24 protein-coding genes and 2 pseudogenes are annotated in these 21942 nt (G+C 56.5%); 6 read left to right on the forward strand and 20 right to left on the reverse strand.

Translation table 11 applies throughout. The features are described 5' to 3' along the window. Positions 1-537 precede the first annotated feature (537 nt). A complete protein-coding gene (locus BN871_RS00005; protein WP_048743528.1) occupies positions 538-1299 on the reverse strand; it encodes an SDR family oxidoreductase in 762 nt (253 codons plus the stop codon). 201 nt (positions 1300-1500) lie between these two features. Between BN871_RS00005 and BN871_RS00010 the strand changes: the two genes are divergently transcribed. Then, positions 1501-2097, forward strand: a complete 597-nt coding sequence (locus BN871_RS00010; RefSeq protein ID WP_048743530.1) for a TetR/AcrR family transcriptional regulator — start codon at positions 1501-1503, stop codon at positions 2095-2097. A gap of 143 nt (positions 2098-2240) precedes the next feature. On the opposite strand, the gene BN871_RS00015 is transcribed toward BN871_RS00010, so the two are convergent. The 9 genes and pseudogenes from BN871_RS00015 to BN871_RS00050 form a co-directional block, all read right to left on the reverse strand. Next, entirely contained in the window at positions 2241-2636 is a 396-nt protein-coding gene (locus BN871_RS00015; protein WP_048743532.1) for a VOC family protein, read from the reverse strand. A gap of 84 nt (positions 2637-2720) precedes the next feature. Next, positions 2721-3140: a MarR family winged helix-turn-helix transcriptional regulator gene (locus tag BN871_RS00020; RefSeq protein WP_048743559.1), complete on the reverse strand. Its 420-nt coding sequence runs from the start codon at positions 3138-3140 to the stop codon at positions 2721-2723. Between the two features lie 66 nt (positions 3141-3206). After that, a pseudogene (locus BN871_RS00025) lies at positions 3207-3940 on the reverse strand (SDR family NAD(P)-dependent oxidoreductase). 11 nt (positions 3941-3951) lie between these two features. Further along, complete coding sequence (locus tag BN871_RS00030) at positions 3952-4701, reverse strand: SDR family NAD(P)-dependent oxidoreductase (RefSeq protein WP_021878156.1); 750 nt, start codon at positions 4699-4701, stop codon at positions 3952-3954. A gap of 25 nt (positions 4702-4726) precedes the next feature. Further along, on the reverse strand, positions 4727-5239 hold the full coding sequence (locus BN871_RS29805; protein ID WP_332310191.1) for an MFS transporter: 513 nt from the start codon (positions 5237-5239) through the stop codon (positions 4727-4729). A 41-nt stretch (positions 5240-5280) separates the two neighbouring features. Beyond that, complete coding sequence (locus BN871_RS29810; RefSeq protein WP_332310192.1) at positions 5281-5991, reverse strand: MFS transporter; 711 nt, start codon at positions 5989-5991, stop codon at positions 5281-5283. Between the two features lie 44 nt (positions 5992-6035). Further along, positions 6036-6845: an SDR family NAD(P)-dependent oxidoreductase gene (locus tag BN871_RS00040; RefSeq protein ID WP_048743536.1), complete on the reverse strand. Its 810-nt coding sequence runs from the start codon at positions 6843-6845 to the stop codon at positions 6036-6038. A 328-nt stretch (positions 6846-7173) separates the two neighbouring features. Then, entirely contained in the window at positions 7174-8388 is a 1215-nt protein-coding gene (locus BN871_RS29815) for an isochorismatase family protein (RefSeq protein WP_198157985.1), read from the reverse strand. Between the two features lie 107 nt (positions 8389-8495). Next, positions 8496-9746, reverse strand: a complete 1251-nt coding sequence (locus BN871_RS00050; protein ID WP_048743538.1) for a helix-turn-helix domain-containing protein — start codon at positions 9744-9746, stop codon at positions 8496-8498. Between the two features lie 148 nt (positions 9747-9894). Here BN871_RS00050 and BN871_RS00055 point away from each other — a divergent pair, with 148 nt between their 5' ends. The 3 genes from BN871_RS00055 to BN871_RS00065 all read left to right on the forward strand — a co-directional run bounded on the left by BN871_RS00055 (position 9895) and on the right by BN871_RS00065 (position 12798). Continuing rightward, positions 9895-10650 carry an SDR family NAD(P)-dependent oxidoreductase gene (locus BN871_RS00055; RefSeq protein ID WP_021878151.1) on the forward strand — a complete coding sequence of 252 codons (756 nt, stop codon included), beginning with the start codon at positions 9895-9897 and terminating at the stop codon, positions 10648-10650. Positions 10651-10895: 245 nt separating this feature from the next. After that, positions 10896-11495 (forward strand): TetR/AcrR family transcriptional regulator, encoded by a 600-nt coding sequence (locus BN871_RS00060; RefSeq protein ID WP_048743543.1) that lies wholly within the window; start codon positions 10896-10898, stop codon positions 11493-11495. A gap of 73 nt (positions 11496-11568) precedes the next feature. Beyond that, a complete protein-coding gene (locus tag BN871_RS00065) occupies positions 11569-12798 on the forward strand; it encodes an MFS transporter (RefSeq protein WP_048743545.1) in 1230 nt (409 codons plus the stop codon). Between the two features lie 90 nt (positions 12799-12888). Here the strand turns inward: BN871_RS00065 and BN871_RS00070 are convergent, their stop codons facing one another. The 4 genes from BN871_RS00070 to BN871_RS00085 all read right to left on the reverse strand — a co-directional run bounded on the left by BN871_RS00070 (position 12889) and on the right by BN871_RS00085 (position 14812). After that, complete coding sequence (locus BN871_RS00070) at positions 12889-13650, reverse strand: FlxA-like family protein (protein ID WP_021878148.1); 762 nt, start codon at positions 13648-13650, stop codon at positions 12889-12891. Positions 13651-13778: 128 nt separating this feature from the next. Continuing rightward, the gene (locus tag BN871_RS00075) at positions 13779-14045 is read right to left on the reverse strand and encodes a hypothetical protein (protein WP_053086919.1); all 267 of its coding nucleotides are present in this window, start codon (positions 14043-14045) and stop codon (positions 13779-13781) included. Positions 14046-14055: 10 nt separating this feature from the next. Continuing rightward, complete coding sequence (locus tag BN871_RS00080; protein ID WP_048743548.1) at positions 14056-14334, reverse strand: hypothetical protein; 279 nt, start codon at positions 14332-14334, stop codon at positions 14056-14058. Then, positions 14315-14812, reverse strand: coding sequence for an RNA polymerase sigma factor (locus BN871_RS00085; RefSeq protein ID WP_048743549.1), 498 nt, complete (start codon positions 14810-14812; stop codon positions 14315-14317). Before BN871_RS00085 ends, BN871_RS00080 begins: the two co-directional genes overlap by 20 nt. A gap of 252 nt (positions 14813-15064) precedes the next feature. On the opposite strand from BN871_RS00085, the gene BN871_RS00090 reads away from it, so the two are divergent. Beyond that, entirely contained in the window at positions 15065-15925 is an 861-nt protein-coding gene (locus BN871_RS00090) for a hypothetical protein (protein WP_048743550.1), read from the forward strand. A 133-nt stretch (positions 15926-16058) separates the two neighbouring features. Here BN871_RS00090 and BN871_RS00095 read toward each other — a convergent pair whose 3' ends face one another. Both BN871_RS00095 and BN871_RS00100 read right to left on the reverse strand, forming a co-directional pair. Then, positions 16059-17066 (reverse strand): SDR family NAD(P)-dependent oxidoreductase, encoded by a 1008-nt coding sequence (locus tag BN871_RS00095; protein WP_048743551.1) that lies wholly within the window; start codon positions 17064-17066, stop codon positions 16059-16061. 135 nt (positions 17067-17201) lie between these two features. After that, positions 17202-17471, reverse strand: a complete 270-nt coding sequence (locus tag BN871_RS00100; protein WP_021878142.1) for a hypothetical protein — start codon at positions 17469-17471, stop codon at positions 17202-17204. Between the two features lie 150 nt (positions 17472-17621). Between BN871_RS00100 and BN871_RS00105 the strand changes: the two genes are divergently transcribed. Next, positions 17622-18605, forward strand: coding sequence for a nucleoside hydrolase (locus tag BN871_RS00105; protein WP_048743552.1), 984 nt, complete (start codon positions 17622-17624; stop codon positions 18603-18605). A 146-nt stretch (positions 18606-18751) separates the two neighbouring features. Here the strand turns inward: BN871_RS00105 and BN871_RS00110 are convergent, their stop codons facing one another. From BN871_RS00110 to BN871_RS00125, 4 genes and pseudogenes are all read right to left on the reverse strand, one after another. After that, the gene (locus BN871_RS00110; protein ID WP_069202487.1) at positions 18752-19615 is read right to left on the reverse strand and encodes a type II CAAX endopeptidase family protein; all 864 of its coding nucleotides are present in this window, start codon (positions 19613-19615) and stop codon (positions 18752-18754) included. 290 nt (positions 19616-19905) lie between these two features. Beyond that, positions 19906-20321 (reverse strand): annotated as a pseudogene (locus tag BN871_RS00115) (TMEM175 family protein); the annotation flags it as partial. Between the two features lie 119 nt (positions 20322-20440). Then, a complete protein-coding gene (locus BN871_RS00120) occupies positions 20441-20884 on the reverse strand; it encodes an SRPBCC family protein (protein ID WP_021878138.1) in 444 nt (147 codons plus the stop codon). Positions 20885-20896: 12 nt separating this feature from the next. Beyond that, complete coding sequence (locus BN871_RS00125; RefSeq protein ID WP_048743556.1) at positions 20897-21385, reverse strand: MerR family transcriptional regulator; 489 nt, start codon at positions 21383-21385, stop codon at positions 20897-20899. Between the last annotated feature and the right edge of the window lie 557 nt (positions 21386-21942).

Below are 21942 nucleotides of genomic sequence, written 5' to 3' on the forward strand. Positions count from 1 at the left end.
CTCATTTTAACCTTCCTTACACGCTGATATTTGAAGAAAAAGCAGCTCTTTCGGACAAATTGCATAGCAAGCAAGGCGCGAACAGAGTCCCGCCGCCAGTTCTGAACACCGTGACCAAGATTATCTGCAGATTAAGATATTTACTATTATATAATAATGGGAGGCGATAAGCAGGCCGCTAAATGTGGATTTAGCGGACGGTATTCCCCATCTTAGCTTAGTATTCCAACCCGGGCATTTGAATATAGATTCCCATGTCGGAAAGTTGGCATTGTATACAATTATACGGACTCTCCCAGTAGGAGTCGAGCATAATGTCTATAAAAGAATCACGCTAATAGGGCAAAATTCGCAGCAGCCTGCCGAACAGCGTCGGGCGACGGCTCCTAATGCCCCGATTCGCGCCATTTCACGCCTCTATCGCGCCTTGAGAAGCGGTCTTTTTCCTCCAATACGTCGACAAGAAAAAAATCGCCTCCGCTGAACCAGCAGAGGCGATTGGCATTCAGATAGGGCCGGAATGGCGGCGCGGAACGTTCAGAAAGCGGAAGTCCAGCCCGCGTCGGCGGTGACGACCGTTCCATTCAGGAAGCTGGAATCGTCGGAGGCCAGGAACAGGGCGACCTTGGCGATCTCCTCCGGCGAGCCCGCGCGGGGAATCAAGCCTTGGGACAGCTGGGTGCGGCTGATCCCGAACTCGTTCATGTTCTTCATCGAGGACTGAATGTTGGTCATGACCGCCCCCGGAGCGATCGCATTGCAGCGGATGCCCTTCTGCGCATACATGAACCCGGTGTTCTTGGTCAAGCCGACAACCGCGTGCTTGGATGCCGTGTAGGCCGCGCCCGCGTGCGCTCCGTTGTATCCGCCGGTGGAGGCGGTGTTGACGATGACGCCCTTGCCTTTCTCCAGGAAGATCGGAATGGCTTTGCGCATGGCCCGCATGACGCTCTTGGTGTTGATGTCGAAGATCAGATCCCAGCGCTCGTCGGCAATGTCGCCGGCCGGCTCGAAGCCGTCCATGATGCCCGCATTGTTGACGAGGATGTCCAGCGTGCCGTATTCGCTCACGGCGGTGTCGATCATGCCTTCAATGTCTTCCAGCTTCGCTACGTTGACTTGAAGGGCCTTGGCCGTGCCGCCTTGGGCGACGATTCCCTGGGCGACCTGCTCCGCGCCCTCGAGGTTGAGATCGGCGACAATGACCTTGGCGCCTTCCTTGGCATACAGCTCGGCAATGGCTTTGCCCATGCCGGAGGCGGCGCCGGTTACGACGGCAACTTGATCGTGGAGTTTCATGACAGGATCGCTCCTTTTATCTACTAGGATGTCAGCTGGCGGATAGGCCTATCCATCATTCGCGAATTTGTACACCACCAGTGTAGTCCTCTATAATTTAAGGATCAATATGCAAAAAACTTCCCGACTGTCGAAAAACGGATGCTCGTCCCACAATCTGTTCATCTTCATGCGCGAAGTAGACATTTAGGCGGTGATCTGTTGCCAGTACCCAACCGGCGTGTGAGCAAGACCAAACGCGAGCTGAAGGACGCCTTGATCCTGCTCATGGAGACCAAGGAGTTCAAGCACATCACCGTCACGGATATCGTCACCCGGGCGGAGCTGAACCGCGGGACGTTCTACAAGCATTATCAGACGAAAGAAGAGCTCCTCGGGGAGCTCATGAACGATGTCATGGAGGATCTGATCCGGGCTTACAACGAGCCCTATCTCCATACGGACAAGCTCGTAATCGGCGAGCTGACGGCATCCTCTGTGATCATTTTCAAGCATGTCGATTCCTACTCCGACTTTTACCGGATCATCATCAATTCCAATGCGCTCCCCGGCTTCCAGGACCGCATCTGCGGCACGCTGAAGCAGCTGGTCATGCAGGAGCAGGACATCATGGGAAGCAGCGACGGGAAGATCAATCCGGATCTGTTCGCCAGCTATATCGCCTATGCCCTCTTCGGACTCATCGTCGAGTGGGTCAAGGAAGGCTACAAATATACTCCGGATCATATGGCGGAGCAGCTGATCCGGATTCTGACGTATCCGTACGATCGAGCGGACGGCAGAGCCCCCAGGTTCTGAATCCGCCATGTCGAAAGTCAGGCAAAAGAAAAGGAACCCGGATCATCCGGGTTCCCCTTGCGATGCTCATCCTTCACGTCATGACGACTTCGGAAGAAGACGAAGCAGCCTCGGCGGCTCAGCCATGATGATGCCGCGCGCGTCTACCGAGGCAGCGAAAGCTGCCAGGAAACGCCGAACTTGTCCACGATCCAGCCGAATTTCCTGCTGAACGGATACTCGCCCAGAGGCATCAGAACCTCCCCGCCCTCCGACAGGCGCGCAAAGACGCGCTCTACTTCCTCTTCGGTGTCGCAAGCAAGGAACAGGGAGAAAGACGGCGTGAACGTAAAGGCATGCTTGACAAAGCTGTCTACGCACATGATTTCCTGGCCCTTCAAGGAGAACGCCGCCTGCTTGACGGTTCCCTCCGGACCGGGTTCATCCGCCCCATACCGGGTGATGCTCGTGATTTCCGAATCCTCGATGACAGAGATGTATTCCTTCATCGCCGCCTCCGCGTTTCCTTCAAACATCAAAAAGGGCGTAACCTTTTTCATGATTCGTTCCCTCCTTATTCTCCTGCTTCCAAAGCCGAGACCGCTCCTTCGGATCCGCATTCCGCCCGCCGATCGATCGCTCTCTTAGTCTTCGCTGTTCATCTTCTTATATATTCTCGCCAAATGGGCCCGGTCCTCCTCGGTCAGCTTCTGGAACAGCTCCCTGCGCAGCCTTTGGCCTTCCAGAGTCGCCTTCCTAAGAACGGATGCGCCCTTCTCGGTGATTTCCAAGTAAACGATCCGGCGATCGGTTTCATCCACCTTGCGCACAGCCAGTTCCTTGCCGACCAGCTTTTCCGACAGGTAGCTGAGCGTCGGCGGGGTGAGCCCCAATATTTTGGCGATGTCCGAAGGGCGGCTTTTCCCGTTCTGCTTCAAGTGGCCGAGCACGAGAACATGCGAGACGCCGAGATCTTCGGAAAAGGTTTTATTCCACTGGACGATCAATTGATTGGTGAATTGGTCCATATCGCGGATGAGTTCGAATATGGTCTGCTCTTCCATAAGCTCCTCCTTGAACAAAAAGAGACAGCCCCTAATGGAAATTAAGGGCTGTCATCATCTTACACGTTATTGGGCCGAGTATCCACCGTCGACGACCAGCTCGGAGCCGGTGATGTACGAGGAATCGTCGGAAGCCAGGAAGAGCGCCGCTTGGGCGATGTCGATGGCTTGTCCGAGGCGCTGGAGAGGCGTGGCCTGGATCAGGCGTCCCAGCAGATCCTTGGACGTGCTCAGCGCTTGGGTCATCGGCGTTTCGACGATGCCGGGGAAGATGGCGTTGACCCGGACGCCTTGGCGGCCGAACGTCGTAGCCGCCGCTTTGGACAGAGCCCGCACCGCTCCCTTGGAGGCGGAGTAGGGATTGAAGCCTTGGCCGATCAAGGCGGTGTAGGAAGAAATATTGACGATCGACCTTTGTTCCGGGCGGCCATATAGGGAGCGACATGCTTCATGCCGGCGAAGGGCCCGAAGCCGTTGATGGAGAGCATCTTCTGCCAGTCCTGGGCATCGGTTTCGGCGAAAGGCTTCTCCGAGGAGATGCCGGCGTTGTTGACGAGGATATCGATTTTGCCGAAGCGTTCGCTCACTTCCTTGGCCAGCGCCTGCCAGTCCTCGTCGGAGGCGACATTCAGCTTCATTCCATGCACATTCGTTTTCTGGCTGGCCCTTTCTAGCGCGGCCTCATTGATGTCCGCCGCAATGACGATGGCGCCTTCCTGTGCGAACAGGTCCACCATGCATTCGCCGATTCCCGATGCTCCGCCGGTGATGATGGCTACTTTCCGATCCAATTTACCCATTGTGATTGCTCCTAACGTAATTTGATGGAACCGCCGTCGACCATGATCGTCTGGCCGGTAATGTAATTCGCTTCTTCGCTCGCCAGGAATACGGCGACCTGGCCGATATCCTGCTCCGGGTCGCCAAGGCGGCGCAGCGGGATCCGGTTGATCATCGCCTCGTACATGTCCGGAGCGCTGTCGCGCCACTGCTCGACACCCGGCGTCAGCGCGATCGGAGAGATAAGGTTGACGTTGATTCCGTCCGGTCCCCATTCATTCGCCGCGACGCGGGAGATCGCCCGGATCGCTTCCTTGGCGGCCGCATAGGAGGTCTGGGTCGCTTGTCCGTCGATGCCGGCGCCCGATGCGAAGTTGATCACCTTGCCTTGCGATTTCTTCAGCTCGGCATAAGCTGCCTGCATGAAATGGAAGGTCGGATAAAAGCCCGTTCCGAACGACAGATCGAGCTGCTCCTGGGTTGTTTCGATAAAGCTGGCTTGTCTGGACGCATGCGCGTTGTTCACCAGAATATCCAGCTTGCCGAACTTCTTGACGACCTCGGCCACAATGTCATGCGCATTGTCCTTGACCGAGATGTCCCGGATGAACAGGCGGCCTTCCGTGCAGCGGTTGACCTCGGCGAGCGTCTCCCGCCCCTTCTGCTCGTTCACGTCGACGATGGCGATATGCGCGCCTTCCTTGGCCATGGCGAGCGCCATGCCGCGCCCGATACCCGATGCGCTGCCGGTGATGATTCCGACTTTTCCTTGCAATCTCATTGAAATCCCTCTCTCTTCGGTTGGATTAATTCCATGAGCCGGCTTGCTCCAGCCTTTTCTTTCCTCGGAAGGCAAGGCCGATGCAGGCGATATTAATGATCAGCATGATGCCGATGGCGTACAGCACCGGGGTGTAGCTTCCCGTGTAGTCGAACACGTAACCATAGGCCGGCAGAGCCACGATCGATGAGATCGCCAGCCCCATGGAGGCGTTGGAGTAGATCTGGCTGTATTCCTTGTTGCCGAACAGAGCCGAGGTCAGAGCCGGCCCGAGCGTTCCGATCGACGCGGACACAAGGCCGAAGAGGCCGACCGCAAGCGAGATGACGGCCGTGCTGGAAGCCGAGAACAGCAGCAAGCCGATGGACAGCAGGCCAAGAAGCATCGTGGCGATCGCCGTGTTCCGGGTGCCGATCTTATCGCTCGCGTAGCCGATGACCAAGGAGCCGATCAGCACGCCGATCATATTGGTCGCCATGACATTGCCCGCGAACGACACATCGAAGCCTTTGTTCATCAAGTACGTCGGAATGTGCATCGAAAAGCTTGCCGCGGAAGTGATCATGAAGAAAAAGGCGATCAGCGCATAAAAAGCGGAGGATTTTTTGGCGGCAGCAAGGTGACCCCTTTATTTTCCACCGCTGCGGCAGCGCTCCCTTTTGTGCCCGCCATTTCACCCGCCCCATACGCAAGCGCTTTCTTTTCTTGAGGCGACTTCCTCAGCAAAAGAATAATGATGGGAACCACGATGACGATGACCGCGATGCCGACGATCATATAGGACTGTCTCCAGCCTTGATGCGCGATCAGGCTGCCGACAGCCGGCTGGGTGAAGGCTCCAAGCAGGCCGCCTGCCGCGCCCATGATTCCAAGCGCCAGCCCTTTGCTCTTTTTGAACCACTGATTGATCAGGACGGGACCGGCGATCACGGTGATGAACACTCCGCCTACGGCCAGCGGAACGGCAAGGATATACCATCCCCATACGGAGCTCATGAGCCCGAACAGAGCGAACGCTCCGGCCTGCAGAATGATGGCGATGCTCAAGATGAACCGGGTATCGTACTTGGCCATCAATTTGCCGCCGATAGGCAGAAACACCATCGTCACGATAGCCGAGACGCTGAAGTACAAGGACAAGCTGCCCATTCCGACTCCCAGATCGGTCGATACTTGCTTTAAAAAGAGGCCCGCGGAGTTGTTGAGTGCAGCTTTTCCCAATCCGACCATGATGCAAAGCCCCAGCAAAATCCACCACGCGTAGTGGATTTTCTTTTTGGCGTGATTCATCGCGTTTTTTTCTCTCCCCAATGCTAAGGTTCCTTGCGCGAGCGCTAGCCGCTCTGCGCCGCTTTCATGAATTGCTCAAAATCCGGAACGGTCGGGTTGGCGATATAATGTCCGCCTTCAACCTGGATCGTCTGTCCGGTGATGAACTTGGATTCTTCCGATGCCAGGAACAGCACGGTATGGCCGATATCATCCGGTTCTCCGTGGTAAGGCAGCGCGTTGTATTTCGCGAACAGATCCAATACCTGCGGCGGCATGTTGTTTTTGGCGGCCGGCGTCAAGATCAGTCCAGGCGCGACGCCATTGCATCGAATGTTATGCTTGCCATACTGGGTCGCGATATATTTCGTCAGGTTGACGACACCGGCCTTCGAAGCGCCGTAGGCAACGCGGACGGCATCGGAGGCGAAGCCCGCCATGGAAGCGGTGTTGATGATCGAGCCGCCGCCGGCTTCGATCATGTGAGGGATCGCGAACCTGCAGCCGAGCAGCACGCTCTTCAGGTTGACATTCATCAGCCGGTCCCACTCATCCAGATCGACGTGGACAGCATCCAGATCCTTCTTCAGATTTGTCAGCCCCACATTGTTGAACAGGACCGCAATCATGCCGTACTGCTTGACGGTGAACTCAACGGCTTCCTGAATCGAGACTTCGTCGCCGGCATCCAGGAAGATGCCGACCGCTTCTCCGCCTTGAGCCTTGATATTCTCAGCCGCCGCCTTCGCCCCGTCGACGTTGAAGTCGGCAATGACGACCTTGGCCCCTTCCTTCGCCATCAAGCTGGCGGCGGACAAGCCTATTCCCGAAGCCCCTCCGGTAATAAGCGCAACCTTTCCGTTCATTCTTTCCATTTGGTTCAGGCTCCTCTCTCTGAAACGTTTGATGACGCATGCCGCATCATCTATATTTAGATGTTTAATTATTAGACGTCTAAATAGTATCAAAAGATCGTTCCCGGCGCAATGGAAACTCCGACTGGAAATGGCTTAAATACTGGGAGCAAGGCAATAAAATGGAACCCGGCCCTTGTGTTCCGCGCCGAACGGATTCTTGTCCTCCGCCGCCGCGGACCGCGCATCAAAACCAAAAAAGGCCCCGTGGTCGGAGCCCTGGATGGCTGCAGGCGGTTATCAAGAATCGGGTGAGGATGATTGCCCTTCCCCGCTGGGCGGCGATGGCCTACAAATATTTGTTCAGGTTGTTCCACACGACGGCATATCCGCTGGGAAGCATATGGATGCCGTCGACCGCATACTCCTTGTTCAGGTTGCCCTCCTCGTCGGCCAATCCCTCGTTCACGTCGATGAAGACATAGCCATGCTTGGCCGCCAGCAGCTCGATGGCTTCGTTCGCTTCGCGGATCGCCTCGTTCGTCCGGTTGCGGAACACTTCTTCCATCGACTCTCTCGGAACGAATGGAAACTCCGCCTTGGCATTTACGGGATAATAAGCCATGACATATACTTGGCACTCCGGCAATCTCCGGGCAATCCGAGTCAGAATCTCGTCGTAGTTGGCAAGCAGACGCTCCAGCTTGTAATCCGGAGCGCTGATGTCATTGGTTCCGATGTTGATGAAGAGGCTGGAGGGCTCCAGCTCGAAGATGCATGCTTCCAACGACTCCAGCAGCTCTGCCGTCACGAAGCCGGCTATGCCGCGGTTATACAGGCAGCAGCTGCGATCCAGCGTTTGCTGCAGCTCGTTGATCGGGAAAAACTCCATCAGCGACGACCCTGCGAACACCGTTTGCCCCTTACGGGCCAGCCGGTTGAGCATCGAGTACTTTCTCGCCTTCTCCTTCTTCTCGTCCAGCGCTTCCGGCCGCACAGCCAGCGAGTCCGCCCACTGGTCGACAGAAATCACCTCGGCCTGGAGAGGAAACACCTTGTCCATGAGAACGCGATGGACTTCGGGATCGGCATCCAGGCATGCATCGGCAAGCACCTTAAGCGCAAAATCCTTGTCTGCCGCTTCCCGCAACGTCGATAAAACGACTCCGCTTGTTGCGATGCCGCTGAGAATGAGCGTATCGATCCCATTGGCGCGGAGGATGACTTCGAGGTCGCTTCCGGTGAATGCGCCGACCCGGAGCTTGGTCACGATCGGCTCGCCTGGCCGAGGCTGCAGGGAGGAGTGAATGTGCGTAGCCGCTTCCGGCACGGCCGCTCCGGCACGGCCCGCAATGCCGCCGAACATTTTATTGCGTGTATTGATCTCGGGATAGCCCTCGCGAAAGGCTACCCGCACGAAAATAACGGGAATCGAGTGCCGGCGCGCGGTTTCAAGAGCTTTTTGGAATGGGAGCAGCGCATTCTCGTGTTTGATGTAACGAGATACGACGCTGTTTTGCATATCCATGACGAGCAGCGCGCTTTGGCCCCCTGAACTGTGCATGTGCTCATCCTCCTTTTCTCCACGTACCGAATTCAACCTGCCGATTGCATTCTCCTGCCCGGCCGGCGAAACGAAAGGCGATCATGCCCCTTGGGGCGGGAGCGGCTCTAATGAAGCTTTCGCATCGGCCGCCGTTCCGAGCGACGGTAGGCGCGCGGGGTCGTCCCTTCCCATTTCTTGAACACCTTGATGAAATAGCTCTGGTCGTGAAAGCTCAGCCACGCGGCGATGTCGGCGACCGGATAGTCGGTCAGGGCCAGCAGCTTTTTGGCTTCCCCGATCCGCTCGCGCTGGATGTACTCGGAGAGGGTGAGGCCGACCTCCTTCTTGAACAGCCCGGACAGGTAATTGGGGCTGAGATGGACGCGCTCGGCGAGACGGCCCAGCGACAGATCGCCGTACAGCTGGCTCGCGATCTCATGCAGGCAGTCCTGCACGGAAGGCGAGTAATGGCCCCGGCGCACCTGAGCCACCCGGTCGACGAAGTCGAACAGCGCCTTCGTCATGACGGCTCCGACCTCCTGCAGCGAGCCCATCTCCTCCAGCTGCTGGATGTAGTAGTCGCTGAGCGTGAACGCGTCCTCCTCATGCAGGCCGCCCTCGACCGCAGCCCGGCAAATAAGGGCGATGCCTGTAATCATCAGGTTCTTTTCGCTGCGGAGCCGGCTGCGCTTGGCCAGCACGCCGAACTCATCCTCGCCGATGATGAATTCCATCGCGAAGGTGCGCATCCGCTCCCTCTCCCCGGTCCGCACATAATGCAGCAGGACGCGCTCATGGGCCAGGTTCGCATGCAGCAGCCCGCTGCGGCGGCCGCGCGACAGCTCTGCATCCGACTCTCCCTTGGAGGCGGCCGGCTCCTGCAAGGGAGAGTCGGCCAGCAGGCTTGCGGCCGGGTCGACAGACTGCCGGCGGATGGCATAGTGGACCATCAGGCTGAGCGCGCGGGCGCGATCCGGAGGCAGGAGCGGCACCTTCTCGTACAAGTCGAGCAGCGGACGGCGGTTGGCCGCATGGAGATTCTCCAGCTCTTCGCTCCACAGGCCGTCATGGGGGCGCTCCTGCACGATAGGGCCGAGCACGAGCGTGCCGGCCAGGCGTTCCTCGTCGAGCGCGTTCACGAAGAAATATTGCAGCCGGGAGCGGGTGAAGTGGACCGGCTGGTCGGCGGCATACAGCGCGTATTCGTAGCCGGATACCTGTTCGCGGACGAAGGAAGCGAAATAAGGGTTTGTCCGAAGCGGATTGCCGGCGTATTCGGCTTCGATCCTCCTCCCCGGATGGATGACAAAAACCGGCACCCCCAGAGCATCATGGAGAAGCCGGCCAAAAACGGCCAGCTCCGGCAGCTTGTTCATGCGTGCGTCCACCTCCCGAGAATCTCAGCCAATAGAATGAGTAGAAAATACTACAAATCGGAGAAAACTACAATTATCGTCCATGTAAGCGCCTTACACTATAGAGGCAGAACCGATGGAACTACACTCCGGAAAGGAATGAACGCATATGTTGGACCATAAAATTGCGGTTGTTACGGGAGCGGGAAGCGGCATCGGCCGCGCCACCAGCCTGAAGATGGCAGGCTGCGGAGCGAAGCTCGTCGTCGTCGACTTCAACGAGGCGACAGGCCGGGAGACGGTGCGCCTCATTCAGGAGCAAGGCGGCGAAGCGGTCTTCGTGCAGGCCGACGTGTCGAAAGCCGAGGACGTCCGGCGCTATGTGCAGGCGGCTCTGGACGCCTTCGGCCGCATCGACGTGTTCTTCAACAACGCAGGCGTCGTGCAGAAGTTTTCCAAGCTGGCGGATATCGAGGAGAGCGAGTTCGACCGGATCATGAGCGTGAACGTGCGCGGCGTATTCCTCGGCCTGAAATACGTCCTCCAGGTCATGGAGAAGCAGGAGAGCGGCGCAATCATCAATACCGCCTCCACCGCAGGCGTAAAAAGCGAGCACAGCGCTTCGGCGTATTCCGCCAGCAAGCATGCGGTCGTCGGCCTGACAAAAGGCGCGGCGATGGAATACGTGAAGAAGGGCATCCGCGTCAACGGCATCTGCCCGGGCGGAGTCGAGACGGCGCTGACGAAGGGCGTGGAGCAGGCGTTCATGTCCGGCGGCTACGTGCCGGAGGAAGTCGCCAACATGCGGATGGGACGCTACGCCCAGCCGGAGGAGCTGGCAGAGGTCGTCTGCTTCCTAGCCTCCGACCGCGCCAGCTACATGACCGGCTCGATCGTGCTTGCCGACGGCGGACTGACCCTGTAATTGAGGAGGAGAAGCCGAAGCGGCTTGACCGCTTCGGCTTTTTTTTCGCCTGCGCCTGTGCATCCTTCTCCCGTCTGGCCCTGATATCCGCCCCACCTGCCACGGTTCGCCCATCCCGCCGCCATCGGCCGGAATATACCAGGAGCGGAATCGGCATCCTAGGGTTGAACCTGTGCGCCTATTCTTCTATAATACTGAATAAATGTTCAGTATTATTTCACCGCCCGAATCGAGGTGACGCCGCGATGAACAAAAAGCAGCAGCAGACCGAGCAGACCAAGAAAAAGATCGCCGAAGCAGCGCGGACGCTGTTCATTCAAAAAGGATACAAGGCCACGTCGATCGACGAGATCGTCAAGGCGACCGGCTGCAGCGCCGGCAACATCTATTACCATTTCAAGAACAAGGAAGGCCTTATTCTCCATCTGCTGGACGAATGGAACCTGGAATGGGAAGAAACATGGCTGGCGCAGGAGCACCGCTACGAGACCGCAATCGAGAAGCTGTACGGGATGGCCGAGCATCTGGCTCTCGATCAGTGGAACCACCCGCTGGCCAAAGCCGTCGACGAATTTTTCAACCTTTCGGACAAAACATCGGATGTGGAAGAACGGATGAACGAGATCGTCCAGGGGTATCTTCTCTTCAACCGCCAGCTGCTTCAGAAAGGAATCGACAGCGGAGAGTTTGCCGTCGCGGACGTGGGTGCCGCGGCCATGATTCTGGACAGCCTGCTGTACGGCCTCAGCCAGCATACCCGGCGGATGCAGCGCGACGAAGCGCTTGCGGCGTATCGAACAGCTATGGAGATGCTCTTGCACGGCATCGCCAAGGCGGCCCGTTAGCCGCCTTTTTTTTCGCCATAATCTAGAACGAATATTCAGGATTCAAGCGCACTTACACAGGGGGATCAACATCATGACTCTATTGCTGAAGAAACGCGGAGCCATCCTGCTCCTTATGCTCAATCTGTTTTTAGTGTTTACGGGAATCGGCCTCGTCATTCCGATCATGCCGAAGTTCATGGAGCTGCTTGGCATCACGGGCAGCATGGTCGGGCTGCTTGTAGCCGCCTTCTCGCTCACCCAGCTGCTGTTCTCGCCGCTGGCGGGCCGCCTGGCCGATGCGTTCGGCCGCAAAAGGATGATCGTCGCCGGCATGACGGTGTTCGCCGTGTCGGAGGCTTTGTTCGGCCTGGCCGAGCAGCCATGGCTGCTGTTCGCCTCCCGGCTGCTCGGCGGCGTCAGCGCCGCCTTGATCATGCCGGCGGTCATGGCCTATGCGGCGGATGTCACGACTCGCGAAGAGCGCGCAGCCGGGATGGGCTACATCAACGCGGCCATTACGACCGGCTTCATTATCGGGCCCGGAATCGGCGGCTACATCGCCGAGTTCGGCCTGCGCGTTCCTTTCTATGCCGCAGCCGCAGCGGGACTCGCCGCCGCTTGCCTTACCTTTTTCGTCCTGCAGGAATCCAATCCGGCTGCCGAGGCCGAGGCGCCTACCGATGCAGCCCCTTCTTCGGGCAATCCGCAGAAGGGCCTGGCCGCCCAGCTCGTGACGGCGCATCGCGAGTCTTATTTCCTCAGTCTGATCATCGTGTTCACCTTGTCGTTCGGACTCGCCAACTTCGAAACGGTGTTCGGCCTGTTCGTGGACCAGCAGTTCGGTTTCGGGCCGAAGGACATCGCCTTCATCATCACGTTCGGCTCCATCGCCGGCGCCGTCGTCCAGGTTACGGCCTTCGGCCGGATTCTGAATCGATTCGGCGAGAAGCGCGTCATTACCACCTGTCTTCTGTTTGCCGGCTTCTTTATCCTGATGACCTTGTTCGTGCATACGTTCTGGCTCATCTTCGCCGTGACGTTCATCGTCTTTCTGGCGATCGACATCCTGCGGCCCGCCATCAGCACCCAGATGTCCCTGCTCGCCAAAAACGAGCAGGGCTACGTGGCCGGCTTGAATTCAGCGTTCACCAGCCTCGGCAACATTGCCGGACCGATCATCGCCGGAGTGCTGTTCGATGTGAATATTCATTATCCGTATACGCTCGCCAGCATTGTCCTGCTGCTCTGCTTCGTCATGTCGCTGCGGATGGAGCGCGGACGGCCGCGGGAGACGCCGGAATCCGGACGGCTGCCGAGCTGATCGGACACCCGCAGCAAAAAGCCGTTCCGGCTTGCCGGAACGGTTTTTTGAGGCTCAGCCTGATCGTCGGGCTTCCTGGGCATTCATGGCTTATACTCGGATATCGATGGAAGCTGCTGCCGGGCGCAGCGAGCCGGCAGAACCAACGTCGGCAGCCTGCAGCTCCTTGGATTTCGAAGGGCTGCCGTTCTCGTCTTCATCTTCCGGAAGGACCGCGCCATTCGATTTCATGTTGTCCTCGCTGCTATTGGAGATGTCATTGATCTCGGAAATAAGCTCATCCATTTTTTTATCCACGACATGGATCTGAGAATGTATTTCCTGCACCATTTCCCGCTTCATCTTATAGACGGTTTCTTCCGCATTCTGGAGCATTGCCGATCTTCCCCCGTCATCCGAGGGACCCGCCTCCAGCATGGTGCGGTCGGATCGGACTCCGCCCTCCAAGGTTTTGATTTCACCGCCCATCTTGGCTCGCAACCCAACCGATTTGTTCAACTCGGTCAGAGAAGAGCTCTTCTCGATAATAACGGCAAGGTGTGGATCATGGGCCGTTTTGGCCGGAGGAGAAGCCGGTTCAGGCGACCGTGTTTCAGGAGCGCTCCTCTTCAGATTCTCCATCCTGATTTCAGAAATTCTGGAGTCAATTTGCTGCATGCCGCTTGTCAGCGACTTTACCCGCTCCATTTTCAGCTTGGAATCCATCTCTTTGTTGCTGCTGACGCTGGCCAGCTCTTCCTGTATTTTTGCCCTTTGTTTATTGAGCTGCTGGATTTCCTTATCCTGTGCGGGGCTTGAAGTGATTTTATTCGACCCTCTATCCGTTTTCGGCACAGCGGAAATAGACGACATAGGAACCTCTCCTAATTAAAGTTGAAATTGGGTTTCCAACCCAATATCGGAAGAAGAACCTGAATGAATTAGGCCTTCCCATCCCGGCAAGTTGCCGCCCATCAGCGTCTATTCTGCCAACTAAGGAGTTAATGTTGCGGGGCTATATTGTTGTAGATCACATCAGCCGTCACCTTGCCGGCGCCGACATCCTGTGAAGTATAGCCGGACACGGCATTCCCGACTTTAAATTCCTTCTGCAGCAGCTCTTCCGATGGCTTGGCGGCCGTTGGACCGTCGATGCCCAGCTTGGTTTGATCCGTTACCGTTACCCACAGGCCGCCTATTTTGAAGCTTTTGCCGTCAGCGCTCACTTCGGAGATGACACCATCGATATTGACGGCGACTTTCCCCATGACAGGAGGCTTAGTTGCAACCTGCGTGGGCTCGGGGGCGAGTCGTTGGGGCCGGTTGGTTCATCGTCAGGATGCCGACCGACAACGCCGCGCACGCCGCGATTCCAACGGCCCAGCCTGCTGCCTTTCTTTTCTTCGCTTTTTCCATGTGCAGCTCCCCTTTTTGAATGTTCTCCTTGGCTTTCGCGGTCCTATCCATTTCCCGCATCAGCTTCTCATACGTGGCTTCATTAAAATTCCCGCTCGTCTTCACACCGGACATAGCCGATTTATAAACCGATTTTTTCATCTTCCAGGCCTCCAATCTTCTCTTTCAAGAGGGAGCGTCCTCTTGCCAGCCATGTACCTACCGTTGCGGATTTCGACTGCATAATGACGGCAATTTCCTGGATCGAATACCCCTCATAATAGTGCAAGTGAATCGGGATCCGATATTTCTTGTCCAAGGCGAGCACCGCCTGCAAAATCTCGTTTTCTTCCTTTGGGAGATAGCTCAGGTTTTCCGGAACCGGATTTCTGCTCCTGAACCATCCCGTTTTAAGCATATTTTTGCTTTTATTGATCGCGGTTCGAATCAGCCACGCTTTTTCATGCTCGCCGCTTTCGAATACAGGGCGCTTTTGCAAATAGGCGAGAAACACTTCCTGCGCCACTTCTTCTGCATCCGCTATATTTTTCAAATAGGCAAAGGCGATTTTAATCAAGCTTTGCGAATATAAGTCCAAGGCCCGCCGCACAGATTCATTGAGCTCAAATGAATGGTGCACATCCGCACCCCCTTTCCCTTTGAATACAACTGAGGGTCCCTCTATTTTTCATTGGGGCCCATTTTATTTTGGCGAAAGGCGATTCCAAGCCTTTCATGGCTATGAACGCAAAAAGGCCGCAGATGAATGCAGGCCTAGACGGAAAGTTTATTTCTATTTTTGTCCATTAATATTAAGAATATGGAATGTCGATCCGAGATTAGAAAAGTAGAGGACAATCGGAATAAATATCGAGATAGGGGTGCATGTCGGATGAAGATCTACAGCTCAAGCCCGTATGACGTGAATTTGTACCTGAATTCCAAGCAGCCTGCCGATAAACCGGCTTTGGTCGCAGGCACGATACCCGAACTGTCGCATGACACGGATACCGTGGCGATCAGCCCGGCTGCCAGAGAACTGGCGGCATCCGATCTGGTGAACCATTCGGCCATCTATTTTGGAACCGCCCAAATCAATGATTCGCTGAATCGCCTTCTCGACGGTCAGCCCTCAGAGGTGAGGGAGGCCGCATACGGCATCATTCAATCCAATTTCATTACCGACGTATCCGGAGAAGAGGAACGGGCAGCTTTATCGGAATTAGGCTTTGCTCAAGCCAAGTATATGGCGGACAACTACATGAAGGAGAACGATGCGGCTGAATTCATGCAGACCATCCGTCAAATCGGAGCGATCTCCAAAACCCGTACCGTAGACCCTGAAACGAATGAAATCCGTTATGAAACGCCGCCGCAAAGGCCTGTTGGAGCTCCGGACGATTATATCGATTTGGCGTATATGATGAAGAAATTCGAACCGAAAACGATGGACAAGCTGCAAGAAGCGATAACCGGCGGAAAAGACTGGAACAGCATCCTGCAATCGTTCGCCAAGACCGCTTCGGCCCGCAAGGATTGGGTGCAGGAATACCGGGAAGCTGCAGGCAGGCAGACCGGGGACATTGCCGAGGAGAGCCGGTTCGGGAATGCCTCTACAGCCAGCATGGCGGAGTTTGTCCACGATATCAAGGCCGTCATTGCCAGTGCCGGATTCAAGCATCCAGAGTTGCTATCCGATTCTATAGAGGCATTTATGCGCACATTGGGCAGCCCGACATCCAGTTCGTACTAGCAGCAGCGTACAGCTTCAGAATCCGTTCTGACATTAGCGCTTCACGCAGCGGCTGAGAAAGCGGCGGAGGGCTTAGAAACATCGCCAGGAAAGTCCACCTCAACGATTATATGGACGATTGTATTACCCAGGATTACTTTGTGTTGCCAGGGGATATGCTCTTGAAACGAATTGGCTGGGACGCTGAACTGGCTCCTTTGAGCCTGCCGATCGTTGCCGTGATGCCTTCCTCGTAACTCGTGGCCGTGATCGGACCGATTCGTCTCGCATACTTTTCCCCGCTGAGACGCAGCGGCTCCTTGGTCAGGTAGAGCATTTCCACCACTTCCTTCATGGCCGGCACGAATAGTCCTAGCAAGGACAGCCCAATCCGGCCGAGCGGGATGACAGGCTTGGATACGCCGCTCGCCAGTCTGGCGATGCGGACGATGTCAGAGCCCGTGATTTCTCCTCCGCCAGGCAGGTTCCATTCTTCTCCGTAGGCATCGTCCCTGAGCGCAAGCTCCACGGTCATTTTGGCCGCGTCCGGCAAATACACGTATTCGCGGGGCACATGCATGTTCCCAATAAACAGGGCCGGCTTTCCGGCCGCGACGGCTTCCATCGTAGAGCCCAGGTAGGAAGCCTGGTTCGCCGACGGTCCGTAATAATCCGGCAGCCGAACGATCAAGGGACGGGCATGTTCCCACCGCCGGTCGAATATCATTTGTCCGTACATCAGCCTGATCCGCCCTTTGCGGGTATGAGGCTCCTTAGGATGGGACTCGCTCACCCATTCGGACTGTCTCCTCCCGTAAGGGTAAATGCCGTCCATGACGACGACCTTCAGACGCAGCCGATTCGCTGCCTCCATGACAGCCTCCCCCAGCGGAAGCAAGCGCTCGGCCATATCCTCATAGGGAACGTTGGCGCAATGGAAGAGGACATCCGCTTCCTTCGACGCTGCTTCAACCTCATCGGCAGAAAAGGCGTCTCCCGTCGCCAGCGTCAGTGCAGCGGGATTGCCGAGCTGCTCCGCCAGGCGGCTCAGCTTGCGAAGAGAACGGCCAAAGGCAATGACCGGGATCCCCCTCCGGATCAGCTCCTCGGTGACTGCCGCACCCGTTCCTCCTGCAGCTCCGATGACAATGGCCTTGTTCATTTCGCTTCCCCCTTATTTGTGATTGATTAATCACTAACTATGGAATCCACTATACCGATTTGTTAGTGATTGGTCAATCACTATTTTCAGGAAAGAAAGGGCCCATTGCTCGGCCCTTCATCCGTTTCGGCATATTCAAAGCCATGGATACGTTGCAAAGCATTCCCCGAGCCAAAAAAGAATCGTTCGATCTTCCGGGTCCGGAATCCCCGCAGAGCGGAACGCCTCCTGCACCAAGCGGCGGACTTCCCCAAGCCCTGCCTTCATGGCCGTCCGAATCGGCTTCTCCCGCATCGTCAGCGCCTGCATCTGAAGGAGCGTCTCCTGTCGGCGGGAAGAAAGAATCTGCTCATACGCGGAGATCAGTTCCCTTTCCAGCTTCTCGAATGATGGATCAATCACCATTCAAAGGGTACCAGCAATTCATGCCGGGAACAAACGAACAACAGGCTGCCCCGAAAGCCTTCGCCGCTTGAATCGGTTTGAAAGGACACCGTATACTAAGTGGACAACAAGGACGACCCTATCGACCGACAGGAAGGAACGAACCCATCCATGAATACGAACCTCCGCTTGATCATCGATACCGACACGGCCGGCGACGACGTCACTTCCCTGCTGTTCGGCATGCTCTGGCCCGGCGTGAGCGTAGAAGCGATCACGACCGTAATGGGCAATATTCCCGTCGAGCAATGCACCCTCAATGCGCTGACAACCGTGGAACAGGCGGGGAAAGGCGGAAAGGTGCCTGTGTTCCAGGGCTGCGATCGGCCTCTGCTCCGCCCGCTGGTACAGGCCGCATACGTTCATGGAGCGGACGGCATGGGAGATTCCGGCTTCCCGCCGCCTGCGCTCAAGGCCGAGGACGAGCATGCGGCAAACGCCATCGTCCGGCTGATCAACGAGCATCCGGGAGAGCTGGAGCTGGTCGCGCACGGTCCTCTGACCAATCTGGCAGTCGCCTACATGCTCGATCCCTCTATTGTCCATAAAATCAAAAAAGTATGGGTCATGGGCGGCTCCTGCCACTTCCGGGGCAATATTACGGCAACGGCGGAGTTCAACTTCTATGTCGATCCGGATGCCGCTCAAATGGTTTTCCAAGCCGGTTTCCCTATCGTCATGATCGGATGGGACATCTGCTGCCGCTACGCCCTTGTCGGCGGCGAGGATCTGGCCAAGCTCGAACGCATCGATACGCCGATCGCCCGCTTCTATCGCCAAGTCAACCGCAAAGCGCTCGCCTTCAACCTCGCAAACGGCTTGAACGGCGTGACCCATCCCGACTCGGTCACGATCGCCATGTGCATCCGGCCGGAGCTCATGCTCCGCTCGCAGCGCTGCCATGTCGAGATCGAGTGCCATAGCGAGAGCAACCGCGGCTTCAGCGCCGTCGACACGCGGCCTGCTCCCGAAAACACCCCCGCATGGAGCGGCGGCGAAAGGACGAGCGCCGAGGTATGCCTGGAGGCCGACTACGGCTTGTTCTACCGCATGCTGACGGCGATGCTGAGCGGCGACTATCGGGAATTCGTGTAGCCGTTATCGACGGACGGACACTTCTTTGAAATGTCCGAACCGAGACCAGCTTTTCGCTTGCGAACCGATTCGACAGAAAAAGATGCGGCCGACTCAGCGGTTGAAGCTTCGGACCGCTCCGCTGCGAACCTAAACATCGCCTCTCTTCAGAACGGCCTTAAGCTCATTGGCCTCCTCGACATGAACCATGCCGCTGCCAGCAAGGCAATAGCGACCAAAATTCCCGATTCTCCCGTCCAGAGCAGCGCATTTCCGCCTTTGGAGGAGGCATCGAAGACGTCCTGAATGATGGCATTCCAGGATGCATGCAGGAAGACCGCAGGCCATATGCTGCCGGTTGTCAGCCTCAGGCGTCCGATGATGAAGCCGAAAGAGGTGACCGATACCATGAATAAAATTACGGAGAGCACAGGGTAGGGACCGGAATAATACAGCCCGGCAATCATCACGGGAAGATGCCATACCCCCCAAATCATCCCGCTGGCGAGCATCGGGCGCGGAACGCGGGCGTCGATCAGCCTAGTAAGCATATACCCGCGCCAGCCGAGCTCTTCTCCGACGCTGCCGATCAGCCCGACTGCCGTGCCGGCAACCATCTGCAGCAGCAAGAGCCCTATGAAAACAATTGCAGGCGGAGCCTTGATGAAGAAATCCGGGGCCGCGAAATCCACCAGTCCCGCAATCCAAGCCGTCCCGTAGGCGAACAGGCCGATGACGGCAGGAAACAACAAAATAAAAGGCAATGTCCTCCACGTCCGCCTCCCCCCTGTCTTCAAGGAGATGTCCGCTGTGCCTTCACGCAGCAGCAGACGCGCGAGGATGGAGGACAAGCCGGGCGTCCACATAAGGAACAGGACAAAGATCGGAATTTTCAAAGCCAGGATGTAGCCGAGCGTGGACAGCGGGATGAGCATGGAGAAGAAGACGAGAAGTCCCCTTCTGGCAAGTCGAATACGCTCCCTCTCTCTGTCTGTGCCTGCAGCGGGTGCATGGTGGAAATTCGGGTTCATGAATGACAGCTCCTTTTTTTATGTATAAATCTATTTAGAACTATAGCAATGGCTCCATCTTCAGCAGAACCGACCCCGGTGCAGTATTCCCCCCCCGACCAAAGACCCGCCGCAATGCGACCTAAGCCTAAATCTGCCGCCGGAGCCTCAGCAAGCGGAAGCGGACCGTCAAGACGCGCAGGCCATTCAACAACGAAAAAAAAGCTTTCCAAAGCCGGTTCGGCTGGAAAGCAATCAGGTCCACACACATCGTTACAGCTCGGCCCCAAGCAAGATTTGAAGATCGTCGCTCAGCGGTCTCCCAAAGCCTGCTCGATTCGCTTGTCCGGCACGAACCAGATCGCCGCGACGAGCGCGAATAAAAAGCCGGATATCCACGGACTCGCATATGCGGTCAAGACCGCGAGCAAGTAGAGCAAAGGGGATAGCTTGCCTTTCCAGTCTTTGCCCATCTGCATGACAAAGGAGGAATCGCCGGCATGCTGGTTCATAATCGCGCGCTGAAGAAGCCAGTAGGTGAGCGCCGCAGCGATAGAATTATCCCGTACAGCGCTGTCGGAGTGGCTGCAAAATGGCTTTCTCCCATCCAGGCTGTCGTGAATGGAATAAGAGACAGCCAGAAGAGAAGCAGCAGGTTCAGCCACATCAGCCTCCCGTTCATCGTACGGACCATGTGCAGCAGATGATGATGATTGTTCCAGTAGATGCTCGCTTCCCGCGCTCATTCGACTCTTTCAGGTGCGAAAGCGATGCTCCCGATGCGGCCCGCGCCTTGATGGCGGCGTCCGGACTTCCAGCAGCGGCTAGGCTGGCCGTACGAAATGCTTACGCCTCTCCTTGGAATATCTTGCCCAAAGCGTCCAGCATGATGGTTGTCCCATGTTCCCGTATTTCCGGCGTATCGTGTCCGTCAAGAAACGCGCCTTGCTCGGTGAAGATCAGCTTGGTGCCGTCATCCACCTCGATAAGCTCGACCGTAGTCATCGAGACGGAGATCCGTATATCGTTCGAATCCATGGTGTAGGTGTACACTATGCGCCGCTCCGGAATCAGCTCCTGGTAGCTCGCATCGAAGGTGAAAATCGGCCCTTCCGGCGGCCCGCCCCTGCTGTACTCTCGCCCGCCAACCCGAAAATCGAAGATGTCCGGCTTTGAGAACCATCGGGCTTTCGCAACCGGGTCCGACCAAGCCTGATACACCCGCTCCGGCGAAGCGGCATAAGTCCTCTCGACGACAAAGGTCGCATGCTTCACAAATCGTTCGTTCATCGTTCTTCCTCCTTAGGTTTCGTCACTCTGCTTCTCGGCAAGAAAGTCCCCCAACTGATCCAGATTACGCTCCCAGCTCATCTGCCGCTCGAGGACGGGCTTCTCGAATTCCGTCTTCATCGCTTGCAGAAGGCTCGTGAAATCTTCAACCGTCAATGGCGCCTTGCCTTGCAAAAGCTTGGATGCATGTCCCAGCAGCTCTAATCGTTTCTGCTGCATTTGAATCTGCTCCTTGATCCGGCCGATCTGCAGCTGGACGATCTCAAGTGGACTGATCCACCCCCCGCCGAGAGCGGACTTGATCTCCTCCAGAGACAGCCCCAGCTCCTTCAGCGACAAGATCTGGTGCAAATACGACAGATCCGCCTCACTGTACAGCCGGTGGCCGGATTCCGTCTGACCCGATGGAGAGAACAATCCGATCTGGTCGTAATAACGCAAGGTTCGAACCGTAAGCCCCGTCAGAGTGGCGAGATCCCCGGTCTTCCACTGTCTCTTCATTCCCCTCTCCATTCTTTGGCGCTAGCTTTCTACCGGTATCTTTATTGTGAACCATGACGCAGCGTAAGGTGCAAGCGGAAAAACCGGCATTCTGCCAAGATCTTTTTTCGGCGCGGAGGATTCATTGAAACTCGACATCGGTAACAAATGGGCTTTGCTGGATTAGAGGCGGCAGTTGCTCCGCATCGCAGTTTCCAGACAGCTTGAGGGTTATTTCCATGGCGTTTGAATGCTGTTGTGAAACCAAGCGGTTCGGCCAGCCAAGAACGAACGCAGAGGACCGCTTCGCAAATTCTCGCCGGAAGGGTTATGATGAATAAGGTTGTTCTAACAAAGGCGGATTCAAACCATCCCGAATCGGAAGAGAGTCCCATGACGGCAGCATGAAAGCTAAAGCGAGTCGCGGAATTTGCGGATGGGTCTGTTGCCGTTCTACTGAAGAATGCTGGAGCGAAGGTGGTATGCAGCTTGTGGTGGTTCATTATTCCTTTTGGCGTCATTGCCGCCCTTTATGTAACGTTTCTATTCTATCCGGCGTTAGGCGGACGGATATCCCG

The sequence above is a fragment of the Paenibacillus sp. P22 genome (assembly GCF_000469945.2).
In the GTDB taxonomy this organism is placed as follows: domain Bacteria; phylum Bacillota; class Bacilli; order Paenibacillales; family Paenibacillaceae; genus Paenibacillus_O; species Paenibacillus_O humicus.